The following is an 11,722-nucleotide window of genomic DNA, read 5'->3' on the forward strand; positions in this document are numbered from 1 at the left end:
GATCGCCCGAAAAGCTAGGCAGCATCGTTTTAAGTGCATAGATCGTCAAAACGACCATTATCAAAAGCCCCGAGTTTTTCTGCAGATACGCCAGATTTGGACTCGCGGTCTTTTTCTTAAAAAGAAACAGCGGCAAAAATCGCGTCAAAATCGTAGCGAGCGAGGCCAGAAAGATATAGGGCAAAATTTCCACTACCTACCCCTTTTTAGGAATTTTCGCAGCCTGCGCCCCGCGTGCGAAGGTCGCTCGAAGTATTTACGAAAGAGCAGCAATACCGCTGTGCCGAAAATCAAAGTGCCGAATAAAAAGTATTTTGCAGGAAAGATAAAAAGCCCCGCAAACGCGCAGCCAAAGCCCAGAAATAGCACTTTGTATCGTGGATTTGCTTTGAAAACTTCATAGGTTAGCATCGCAAAAAGCGCCGTCAGGCTAAACTCGACCCCGCTAAAATCAAGCTTTAAGCTTGCTCCCAAAACAGCCCCTACAACGACGCCCGCAACCCAGTAGCATTGATTTAAAACAGCGGTTAGATTATAGAGCAGATCAAGCTCGTTTAGTCTTTGCGGCGTTACGGGTCGCTCGCCGCTAAGCTCCTCGGGGCGCAAAAATGCGCGCGCTTTCAGCAGCGCAAAGGTTTCGTCGGTAAGGGCATATACAGCGTAAATTTTATGACGCACGAAGCGCAGCTCGTCCAGTAGCGACATCGTGTAGAAAAAATGGCGAAAATTTAGCAAAAACGCCACGACGAAGGTATCTACGAGCGAGGCGTGAGTTACGATGAAGGCGATCAGCACGAACTCCACGCTGCCTGCGTATATAAGCAGCGAGGTTAGCGCCAGTGCCCATACGGGCAGGTCTTGGCTGATGCCGTAGATACCAAATGCCAGCCCCAGCGGCACGTAGCCCATCATCACGGCGAGGGTGGATCTAAAAATTTCAAATTTACTCATAGCTTTCCTAAATTTAAAAGCGCGATTTTAGCTAAAATTTGATTAAATTTTACAGGGCGTGCGGGTGAGATATACGTTACTGCGAGCGAGTTTTGCGCTGTGATTCGCCGCAAGAGGAGCTGCAAAATTTACTCGCTTCGGCGCCGTAAAATTTTAAAATTTAGCCTGCGTAGAATTTTGCGAAATTTTAAAATTTAAGGGAGCGGATCTTTAAATTTAGCCTAAAATACGTGGCGCAAAAGCACGAATGCAAACGCCGAAAGTAGCGCCGAGACGGGCAGGGTGATGATCCACGCTAGCCCGATCGGCTTCATTAGCGACCAGTTCGTGCTGCGATTTACCAAGCCGATGCCTAAAATCGCGCCGATTAGCACGTGGGTCGAGGAGATCGGAAGCCCCAGCACCGATGCCGCCATGACGACGACGGCGCTTGCGAGCTCGGCGCTAAAGCCAGAGGCTGGGTGAATTTTCGTGAGATTGGTGCCTACGGTGGCGATCACCTCTTTGCCTATGAACCAAAGTCCCGCTATGAGGGCTACTGCGAACATTATCATAATCTGCTGCGGCACGGGAGTGGAGGGATTGATACTATTCGTAGCCATCGTATCTATGATGGCGGCAAACGGACCCACGGCGTTTGCGATATCGTTGCTGCCGTGTGAAAAGGCAAAGCCGCTAGCAGTGAGCACCTGCAGCCAGCTAAACATCAAAAACGCGGATTTGTTTAAATTTGAGCGGCGCAGGGTTTTAGCGAAAATAAACATCAAAAGCCAGGTAATTAGCGTTGACATACCGATGATGAGGTAGTTGTAAAAATTCGTAAGCCCGAAATTTAGATTATGCAGCCCCTTAAATATCAGCATCGCCGAGATCACGAAAGCGCCGATACCCGCTACGGCAGGGATGCCGAATTCCAAAGCTTTGTGGGATTTGAGCTTCTCTTTTTTAGCGTCAAGCTCGATCACCTTTTTATAATACTCGCTATCCAGTTCGCTTGGATCAAAATCGGGATCGCGCATCGCGTAAATATCGTGATTTAGCGCTTCTGCATAGGCGATCTTTTGAATATCGTCCAGGGTCTCAAAGGTTTTTTTATGCAGCTTGCGGAGGGATTTTTTTTCGCGCTTTATGCGGTCGATCTTTATTTGAGCGTAGCGATTGTAATCCAAAATGTAATGTTTGATGAGCCAGAAAATTCCAAAGGAGATCACTCCGCCCAAAATCGGCGAGAGTACCCAAGAGATCGCTATTTTGCCGATCTTATCCCACTGCACGAGCCACAATGCGGAAGTCTCTGCGGTATTAAGCAGGGCGCCTAGCGTAAGCCCCGAGCCCACGATGCCGCCGATGATCGCATGAGTAGTAGATACGGGCAAACCCTTTCTGCTGGCAAAAAGTAACCATGCCCCCGCCGCAAAAAGCGCGCTCATCATTACATAGATAAAATCCCTAGGATGCACGTCCATTTTGCTAAGATCGATTATGCCGCTGCGGATCGTCGAGGTTACTTCGCCGCCTGCGATTACCGCGCCGCTTGCTTCAAATACCGCCGCGATACAAAGGGCTTGTGCGATGCTAAGAGTGCCGCTTCCGACGCTGGTGCCGAAGGAATTTGCCACGTCGTTTCCGCCGATATTAAAGGCCATAAAGATGCCCAAAAATACCGAAACTAAAAATAGCATTTTATCGCCGCTTCCTATAAAACCGAATCCCCAGATAAGAAAATAGATTGTTACGCCGCAGAATATGCCGTAGAAAATGAGACTTATCTTGCTAGATTTCATAGCTCTCCCTTAAAATCCGCGAAATTTTACCACACGCGCCTTAATCCCCACTAAATCGCACAGGCGAGGTATATAAATTTTAATTTTAAAAGCGAATTTAGTGGCGCGCGCTAAGCTTTATTAAATCAATACTTCGTTACAATCCGCATTAAATTTTAAAACCGAGGCGAAAAATGTCTAGAATTCCGCTGCAAAGCCCGTATTTCGGAATATTCGTAATGCTAATCCTGGCTTTTTGCGTCTTTTCGCTCATCGTTAAATTATCCTCTTTGGTAGGCTCGCGTTTAGCAGATAGGCGCGACGAGCGGCTAAAGGGCGAAATTTACGAAAGCGGTCCCGAGGCCGTCAAACAGCCTAACCGAATGAACTCCCACTTTTTTTTGATAGCCGTGCTTTTCATACTTTTTGACGTCGAGATTATCTTTATGTTTCCGTGGGCGGTAAATTTTAAAATTTTAGGTGTGTTCGGGCTTGTAGAGATGGCGTTTTTCATCGTATTATTAGGCATCGGTTTCATCTACGCCTGGAAAAAAGGAGCGCTAAATTGGCAGAGCATAAGATAAACTACGCGCGCGAAAACGGACTTCCCGTAGTTCTCACCACCGTCGATAAGCTGATCGCGTGGGGCAGGAGTAACTCTTTGTGGGCGATGACATACGGGCTTGCGTGCTGTGCGATCGAGATGATGGCGGCGGGCGCGGGCAGATTCGACTTCGACCGCTTCGGCACGATATTTCGCGCAAGCGCCAAGCAATCGGATGTGATGATAATCGCAGGCACGCTTAGTAAAAAGCACGCCGAGTTTACGCGCCGCCTATACGACGCGATGCCAGAGCCCAAATGGGTCATCAGCATGGGTAGCTGCGCCAATACCGGAGGGATGTTTAATACCTACGCGACCGTTCAAGGCTGCGACCGCATAGTGCCCGTGAATATCTATCTGCCTGGATGTGCGCCTCGCCCTGAGACGCTGCAGTTTGCGCTGATGGTACTGCAAAAAAAGATCCGCACCCAAACCCCGCGCCGCGCGCAAAAGGCAAAAAGGCTGATCTGATGAGAAAATTTAATCCCAAAGGCGATCAGAGTAAAAAAAATTACTACAAAGACAGATTTTTCGTTCCCGAAGAAACGCCGAAGTTGGAGGTAGCCAAAAGCGATTTTAAAGACGATCTGGACGCGCTTGAAGGCATTCAAATTTTAAACTCATACGTGGAATTTAACACTCTCGTGCTCTATGTGGAGCCTGGACAAAATTTAGCGGCGCTGCGTGCGCTTAAGAGCGCGGGATATGAAATTTTATGCGAGCTAAGCGGCGTGGATTTTACCGAGGCTCGCGGCGGCATCGAGGTTTTTTATCAGCTTTTGGATATCAAAAGAGCGCGCCGCGCGCGGCTAAAGTGCTTCGTGCCGAATGAGAGCTTTTTGCAAAGCGCTGCGGGTATCTACAAAAGCGCGAACTGGGCGGAGCGCGAGCTATACGATATGATGGGCGTTTGGATTGAAAATCATCCAAATTTGGCGCGCCTAATAATGCCCGATGATTGGTTCGGACACCCGCTTTTGAAGTCCTATCCGCTGCAAGGAGACGAGTTTGCCAAGTGGTACGAGGTGGATAAAATTTTTGGGGTTGGCGCGCGTGAGCGGATCGGCGAAGAAAACCGAAATTCCGCATTCGTGGATGAAAAAGATACCTTTAACTTTACGCGGCTCTATCATGAGGGCGGTTACGGCGAGCCGCGGCCGCAAGAGAAAATTTTACAAGAATATCAGGAAGAGGGCGGCGTGCGTTTCGTAAAACGCGTTAAACGCGGAATTTACAAGATCATCACAAAGAGAAAATAATGCAAAATCCAAGCAAGCTAAGACCGTTTTTCGAAAACATCGAGTACGAGCGCGAGGGCGCGAATATGATCTTAAATTTCGGTCCGCAGCATCCAAGCGCGCACGGCCAGCTAAAGCTAGTGCTGGAGCTTGACGGCGAGCGCATCGTGCGAGCCCGCCCGGGCGTGGGCTATATGCACCGAGGCATCGAAAAGATGGCCGAAAATATGATCTACGCGGAGTTCGTCCCCGTAACAGACCGCATAGATTACATCGCATCAGGCTCGAATAACTACGGCTTTTGCGCCGCGGTCGAGAAGCTCTGCGGTATTGAAGTGCCGCGCCGCGCGCAGATCATCCGCACGATCTTGCTTGAGCTTAATCGCATCAGCTCGCACCTTCTGTTTTTGGGCACGCACGCGCTTGACATCGGCGCGATGACGGTATTTCTATACTGCTTTCGTTCGCGCGAATACATACTCGATCTCATAGAAAAATACTGCGGCGCGCGCCTTACGCACAATAATATCAAAATCGGCGGCGTGTTTTTGGATCTGCCTGCGGGCTGGATAGAGGAGATGTTGAAATTTTGCGACGAATTCCCAAGCGACATTAAAGAGCTTGAAGATATGCTTGATACCAATAGAATTTGGCTAATGCGAACCGAGGGGGTGGGTGTGATCTCGCACGAAGCGGCTCTTAGCTGCGGCTGTAGCGGCGTGACGCTCCGCGCTAGCGGGCATGCTTGGGATATCCGCAAAGAGGAGCCCTATCTCATCTACGACGAGCTTGATTTCGACGTGCCGTATGCGAGCGAGGGCGATTGCTACGCGCGCTATAAGTGTTATATGGCGGAGATGCGCGAGAGTCTTAAAATTTTGCGCCAGTGCGCGAAGCACTATCCGCTAAGCGATCCGCAAATTTTAGCGATCGATCCCGCTTACGTAAATCCGAGCAAAGAGCAGATCATGACGCAAAACTACTCGCTGATGCAGCATTTCGTGCTGGTTACGCAGGGCTTGCGCCCGCCTGTGGGCGAAATTTACGCCGCGAGCGAGAGTCCTAAGGGTGAGCTTGGATTTTATATCCGTTCGATGGGCGAAAGCCGCCCCTACCGCCTTAAGATCCGCACGCCTAGCTTTTGGCATTGCGCGATTTACGAAGAAATTTTACCCGGGCAGTATCTTGCCGACGCCGCGGCGATCATCGGCAGCACGAATATTATCTTAGGCGAGGTGGATCGATGAAGCGCTACGATTTAAGGCATCTGGGCGATAAATTTTTAAACCGCATGGGCGAAATTTTAAAAAATTCCGCTCGCGGCGAGACGATGATCTTTATGTTTGAGATGGGCGATTTCAGCGCGGTTCAAAAGAGCGCCGATCTGGTGGAGGGGCTAAATTCCACGCTTTTAAGCTCGATCCGCTATAACCAGGTTGATTGGATGATAGTCGCAAAAAAGGGGAGAATATGAAAATTTTAAATTTTGCGCCGCTACTTAGACTGCAAAGTCCGGGGCTTACGGAAGGTTTTAAACACGCTAAAATTTTAAGCGTATCGCCGTTGCGAGATCCGTATTTAGAAAGTGAACTGATTAAATGCGAGATCGGCGCGCAAAACTTCGTGCTGGCGCTAATCTGCGCGAGCTTTTGCGACGAGCCATATTTCGCGGAGCTGGATCTGGAGTATCTAAACGGCGAAAGCAACGTGGGCGAGGAGGAGATCGAGCAGATTTGCGAGTTTTTACGGGGAGGCTGCGACGCGCTTTTGATCGACGATGCGCTTATTAAAACTCATCCCGATGCCGAAAATATCAAAGCTTTTCTGTCTCTCATAGCGGCAGAATTCGGAGTTAAAATTTTAAGCTTACGCGGCGAGCAAGTGGAGCTAGCCGCACCGCATGCAGTAAATTTAAGCCCGCTTAAAGAGCCTATGAACTTCGACGGCGCCGTGGTTTTCAAACACGATGCGGATGATCGGCTCGTCGGCGGAGTGTATTTTAGTATGGTCGCAAAGATCAAATACGGCGATCGCGTCCGCATCAAAACGCCGCATTTAAATTTGGAAAAAGAATTTATCCAAGAGGGGTGGATAAATGGCGCGATCGCGCTTCTAGGCTCGGGCGGACGGGGCTTTAGCGGCTATAATTTCGAACTGGCCGAAATTTCTAAGGTTTAAAATGGCAAAGATCACGATCGACGGTAAAGCTTGCGAGTGCGACGAGGGCGAGTACATCTTGCAGGTCGCGCGTCGCTGCGGCGTTTTTATCCCTGCGCTTTGTTATCTAAGCGGCGGTACGCCGACGCTCGCATGTAGACTTTGTATGGTCGAAGCGGACGGCAAACGCGTCTATAGCTGCAACGCCAAGGCCAAAGACGGCATGGTCGTTTACAGCCGCAGCCCCGAGATCGACGCCGAGCGCGAAGCGATCACGCAGGTTTATTGTATCAACCACCCGATGGCGTGCGGGGTTTGCGATCAAAGTGGCGAGTGCGAGCTTCAAAATTTAGCCCATCTGATGCGCACGAATGCCCAAAGTTACGCTATCCGCGATACGGCGCGCGAGGTGCAGGATTGGGGTTATTTGAGCTATGATCCTAGCCTTTGTATCGTCTGCGAGCGCTGTATTACCGCCGCAAAAGACCGCTTGGGCGTAGATGCGTTTAAGCTCGTTCCGCGCGGCGGAGACGCGCTAAGTAAGGAGCAAAAGGACGCAATGCCTAAAGACGCCTACGCCGTGTGGAACAAACTTCAAAAAAGCCTAATCGCGCGGGTAAATGAAAATGATGATTGCGTAAACTACGGCGAGAGCGCGGCGGTCTGTCCGACGGGGGCTTTGGTAGAGCGCGCGTTTAAATACGTTTCAAACGCCTGGGAACTGCGCCAAATCCCCGCTTCCAACCCGCACAGTAGCGACTGCGAACTGCTTTATTACGAGATCAAGCGCCGCGGCATAGGCGAGCCGCGTGAAAAAATTTATCGCGTTAGCAGCGACATAAATTTTAGCGTCCTGCACGCCGCAGCGCGCTTCGGCTGGGATTTTTCAAACGAGCGGGCGAGCAAAAACGAAGCGGTTTTTAGCCGTATCGTGCGCGGTATCGAGGACGGCGAGATCAAAAATATCAAATTTAACAGTTTCATCACCAATGAAGAAGCTCGGATTTTAGAGCTTTTGCGGCAAAAATTTAAGCTCGCTTTGATCAACGACGAAGCGCTTGCCTATCAAAAATTCCTGCGCGAATTTTCCAAATTTAGCGGCACGAAATTTTATAATGCGGATTCGCAGACCATTAAAAATAGCGATTTCATCGTCGTTTGCGGCACGTTTTTGCGCAGCGACGCTCCAAATCTAGGCTATGCGGTAAACAGCGCCTGCAAGCTAAATAAGGCAAGCGGGATCTATTTTCATCCGTTTTGCGACGAGGGCATTAAAGGTTTTAGCAAAAATTTCATCCATCAGCCGCACGCCGCGGGGTTGGAGGCGCAGATCCTGCTTTGGATCTTGCAAAAGTTCGGGCGCGATCTGCCTGAGTGGCTGGATGCGAAACTCGCGGCGGAATTTGAAATTTCGCGCGCCGCGGCGAAGCAAAATTTAGACGAGAAATCTGCGGGTTCGCGAAATCCTGAGGATTCTACGGAGGCAAATGGTGCCGAGAACGTTGCGAGTGCCAGCGGTGCCGAAAATTCCGCAGGCGCGGATGGCGCTGAAAATTCCGCAAAAAATTCCGCGCAGAATTCCGAGAATCCTGCGGAAAGTAAAATTTCAAATTTTGCCCGCACGCTCGGGCTGGACGAGCAGAAAGTGGATGAAATTTTGGCTAAAAAGGAGAGTTTTTCGCTCATCATCGGCGAGGATTTTATCCGCACGCCAAATAGCGCCGCGCTCGCGCGTCTAGCGGGTTTGGTGCAGCGCTACACGCCGCTAAAAGTGCTAGTGGTGCCGCCGCGCACGAATAGCCTTGGCGTCGCGCTCATCTGTGAACTTAGCGCGCAAATGAGCGCGGGCGAGACGCTAGGCTACAATGAAGCGGGCGATATAAGCTTCGGCGTGCTGGAAGCGGATCTGGACGCGCCTAGCTTGGTGCAGCAGGAGGGCACGTTTACGAACTACGATAAGCGCGTGGTGCCTACCAATGCGGCGCTTGATTACGGCGGATACGAGCTAAACGACATCGCCTGTGCGCTGGGAGTTTGCGCGGAACACGCGATCAGCTATACGTCAAGCTTGGGCGCGGATTTTGAACCGGTTAAATTTGACGATTTAGAAAATTTTTATGACAACGGCGGCGCAAACCACCGCGGATATGAGCTGCGAAATGAGGAGTTTGCCGCTAGCGAGGAGGAGTTTGAAATTTCGCCTTCCGCGCCGCTTAAAGCAGGCGAGGGCGAAATTTTAATCTATGAGGCAAATCCGCTGCATCAATTCAATAAATTTAGCGGCGCAAGCAGCGGGCTGGGCGAAGCGGGCGCGCTGTATCTAAGCCCAGACATCGCCGAAGCTCTGGGCGTGAACGCGGGCGACGTCGTTAAAATTTACAAAGCAGACGGCGCGAGCAATGATGAAAAAACTAGCGGCGCACCTAAAGCTAGCGCTGCTAGCAACGAAAGCGACAAGGGCGACGCCGGTCGTGCAAAAAAAGCGGATCGCGCAAGCGCCGCGCATAAAGCCGGCGGCGCCGGCGATGAAAACAGCGAAAGCGGCGCAACTGGGCTCGTAAGCTTAAACCGCGAAATCGTCGCTAGCGTAAAGACCGATCCAGGCTTTAGCGGGGTGTATCTGCCGTATTTTGACGAGAAACTAGGCGGCGAGATATTTTTCAAAACCTCACGCTACGCAAGCGTGAAAATCGATAAAATTCCAAAGGAGAGGGCAGATGAGCGATAGTGCATTTTATTTCGTAGCCACCGTCTTAAAGGCGCTCGTGATTTTAGCCGTCATCGCGCTGCTCTCGGGGCTTGCAACCTATGCCGAGCGCAAGGTGCTTGCCTTTATGCAGCGCAGGATCGGGCCCTCTATGGTCGGGCCTGCGGGGCTTTTGCAGGTGGGCGCGGATATGATAAAGCTTTTTACCAAAGAGGACGCTATCCCTGCGCGGGCGAATAAGCTTCTTTTTAAGATCGCGCCGATCATATCGGCTACGGGAGCTTTCGTGGCGCTTTCGGTGGTGCCGCTGCTACCGGAGTTTACTATCGGCGGGCGGACGATACAGCCGATTTTAAGCGATATAAATGTGGGAATTTTGTTCCTACTCGGAGCTAGCGGCACCTGCGTTTACGGACTGCTGATCGGAGGGCTTGCGAGCTACAATAAATGGGGCACGATAGGCGCGTTTCGCGCGTTTTTGCAGATCACCTGCTTTGAGGTGATAAACGGGCTTAGCCTGATCCCTATCGTGATGATCACGGGCTCGCTATCTCTTATCGACATCGTAAGCGCGCAAAGCGGCGGTATTGACAAGTGGTTTATCTGGAAAGAGCCCGTCTGCTTCGCGCTCTTTCTCATCGCAGCCTTTGTAGAGTGCAACCGCACGCCGCTGTGCCTCACCGAAAACGAAACCGAGATCGTAGCGGGTGCGGGGACGGCGTATTCTGGTATGCGCTGGGGTATGTTTTTTATCGGCGAATATGCCAATATCATAACCTACTCCGTCGTTACGACGCTGCTGTTTTTGGGCGGATTCAACGCGTTTTGGTTTATCCCTGGCGGCGTTATGATGGTATTAAAATCAAGCCTCGTGTTTTTCTGCTTCCTATGGGCTCGCGCGGCGTGGCCGCATCTGCGCCCCGATCAGCTGATGGGGCTTTGCTGGAAAGTCTGTATGCCGCTAGCTCTTGCTTGCGTGCTAATTACGGCGCTAGCGATCGTTTAAGGAGGGTTGCGATGACAAGATACGCCCAGATCGACAAAAGAGCCCCTATTAACTCCGGCGGCGATAAGCTTCGCAGATTTCTAACCCGCACCTTTCGCGGCGAGCTTTTCGTGGGGCTGTGGGTTGTTCTAAAAAATATGTTTAAGCGCGGCGGCTCGCATACGCTTCGGTATCCTATGGAAAAATTTGTCATGCCGCCTAGATACCGCGGCGTGCACAAGCTTATGCGCCTGCTTGAAAGCGGCAGCGAGCGCTGCATCGGATGCGGCTTGTGCGAGAAGATCTGCGTGGCAAACTGCATCGCGATGGAGACCAGCCTCGGCGCCGACGGCCGCAAAAAGGTAGATAACTACTCGATAAATTTAGGGCGCTGCGTCTACTGCGGGCTTTGTGCGGACGTCTGCCCCGAGATCGCTATCGTACATGGCTGCGAATACGAGCTTGCGAGCGAACAGCGCGCGTATTACGGCTTCAAAGAGGATCTTTTGATTCGCGGCGAAAATTTATGCTTAAATGGCGCGGCGCAGGAGTTTGCGGGCTACGGCAGCCTGGATGAAAACGCAGGCGCGCGGATCAAGGTGACGCCGAACGCCTATATAAAAAGCGACGCTGCAAGCGACGAGCCAAGCTTAAAAAACGTGGATTCAAATTTAAAAATCAGCGCCGCGGAAAGCTCTAAAAAAAAGGGCGCCGCTAGCGATAAAATTCTATTTTCGGGCGGCGCGGGCTTAAGCGGCGAAATTTTAGCCGAGCGGCAAGACGTCGGGCGGGCAAGCTTAGAGAAAAGCTCCGCCGCGGACGCCGAAAATTCTAAAGAAAATTCCGTTACGGACGCTCAAAATTCCGCGCCTGATTCGCAGCGAAATTCCAAAGAAAATTCTGCTTCGCAAAGCGCAGAAGACTCCGCTACGGATAGTAAAAATTTGGCGGAAAATTCTAAAGAGAGTTCCGTCGCTCAAAGTAAAAATTCTAAGGAAAATTCTAAAGAGAGTTCCGTTGCGCCGCACGCTGACAATTCTATCGGCGATTCTACGGAAAATTTTAAAAATAATTCCGCTACGAACGGCGATTCTGCGGAAAATTCTAAAGAAAATTCCGCCATGCAAGGCGCGGGAAATTCCGCCGCGCGAGGCAAAAAATCTAAGGCAAATTCCAAAAAGAATTCTACTGAGGAAGCTGAAAATTCTACGCTTGATTCGGCGCGAAATTCCAAAGAAAATTCCGCCTCGCAATGCGCCGAAGATTCCGCCGCGCAGGGGGAGGAGCAATGATACAAACGCTTGCATTTTATTTTTT

Annotated in this window: 12 protein-coding genes; 9 read left to right on the top strand and 3 right to left on the bottom strand. The window is 50.9% G+C overall.

All coding sequences use genetic code 11. From position 1 onward, the window contains the following. The 3 genes from Q0238_RS04570 to Q0238_RS04580 all read right to left on the bottom strand — a co-directional run. On the bottom strand, positions 1–193 hold a 193-nt coding region (locus Q0238_RS04570), incomplete at its 3' end, for an AzlD domain-containing protein (RefSeq protein WP_297943325.1). After that, entirely contained in the window at positions 193–951 is a 759-nt protein-coding gene (locus Q0238_RS04575; protein ID WP_297943327.1) for an AzlC family ABC transporter permease, read from the bottom strand. The genes Q0238_RS04575 and Q0238_RS04570, both read right to left, overlap by 1 nt. A 221-nt stretch (positions 952–1,172) precedes the next feature. Next, positions 1,173–2,735, bottom strand: a complete 1,563-nt coding sequence (locus Q0238_RS04580) for an inorganic phosphate transporter (RefSeq protein ID WP_297943329.1) — start codon at positions 2,733–2,735, stop codon at positions 1,173–1,175. Between the two features lie 173 nt (positions 2,736–2,908). Here Q0238_RS04580 and Q0238_RS04585 point away from each other — a divergent pair, with 173 nt between their 5' ends. The 9 genes from Q0238_RS04585 to nuoI are packed head-to-tail and all read left to right on the top strand — an operon-like array spanning position 2,909 to position 11,697. Beyond that, complete coding sequence (locus Q0238_RS04585; protein ID WP_005869774.1) at positions 2,909–3,298, top strand: NAD(P)H-quinone oxidoreductase subunit 3; 390 nt, start codon at positions 2,909–2,911, stop codon at positions 3,296–3,298. After that, positions 3,280–3,789 carry an NADH-quinone oxidoreductase subunit B gene (locus tag Q0238_RS04590; protein WP_297943331.1) on the top strand — a complete coding sequence of 170 codons (510 nt, stop codon included), beginning with the start codon at positions 3,280–3,282 and terminating at the stop codon, positions 3,787–3,789. Before Q0238_RS04585 ends, Q0238_RS04590 begins: the two co-directional genes overlap by 19 nt. After that, entirely contained in the window at positions 3,789–4,577 is a 789-nt protein-coding gene (locus tag Q0238_RS04595; RefSeq protein ID WP_297943333.1) for an NADH-quinone oxidoreductase subunit C, read from the top strand. The genes Q0238_RS04590 and Q0238_RS04595 overlap by 1 nt, the downstream gene beginning before the upstream one ends. Beyond that, complete coding sequence (gene nuoD / locus Q0238_RS04600; protein ID WP_297943335.1) at positions 4,577–5,803, top strand: NADH dehydrogenase (quinone) subunit D; 1,227 nt, start codon at positions 4,577–4,579, stop codon at positions 5,801–5,803. The genes Q0238_RS04595 and nuoD overlap by 1 nt, the downstream gene beginning before the upstream one ends. Next, entirely contained in the window at positions 5,800–6,030 is a 231-nt protein-coding gene (locus tag Q0238_RS04605; protein WP_005869766.1) for an NADH-ubiquinone oxidoreductase subunit E family protein, read from the top strand. The genes nuoD and Q0238_RS04605 overlap by 4 nt, the downstream gene beginning before the upstream one ends. Then, the gene (locus tag Q0238_RS04610) at positions 6,027–6,734 is read left to right on the top strand and encodes a hypothetical protein (RefSeq protein ID WP_297943337.1); all 708 of its coding nucleotides are present in this window, start codon (positions 6,027–6,029) and stop codon (positions 6,732–6,734) included. The genes Q0238_RS04605 and Q0238_RS04610 overlap by 4 nt, the downstream gene beginning before the upstream one ends. Position 6,735: 1 nt before the next feature. Next, positions 6,736–9,441: an NADH-quinone oxidoreductase subunit G gene (locus Q0238_RS04615; protein ID WP_297943339.1), complete on the top strand. Its 2,706-nt coding sequence runs from the start codon at positions 6,736–6,738 to the stop codon at positions 9,439–9,441. Next, a complete protein-coding gene (nuoH, locus tag Q0238_RS04620; RefSeq protein ID WP_297881368.1) occupies positions 9,431–10,426 on the top strand; it encodes an NADH-quinone oxidoreductase subunit NuoH in 996 nt (331 codons plus the stop codon). Before Q0238_RS04615 ends, nuoH begins: the two co-directional genes overlap by 11 nt. An 11-nt stretch (positions 10,427–10,437) precedes the next feature. Beyond that, the gene (nuoI, locus tag Q0238_RS04625; RefSeq protein ID WP_297943341.1) at positions 10,438–11,697 is read left to right on the top strand and encodes an NADH-quinone oxidoreductase subunit NuoI; all 1,260 of its coding nucleotides are present in this window, start codon (positions 10,438–10,440) and stop codon (positions 11,695–11,697) included. Positions 11,698–11,722: the final 25 nt, after the last annotated feature.

Source organism: uncultured Campylobacter sp., from assembly GCF_938045775.1.
Classification (GTDB): Bacteria; Campylobacterota; Campylobacteria; order Campylobacterales; family Campylobacteraceae; genus Campylobacter_B.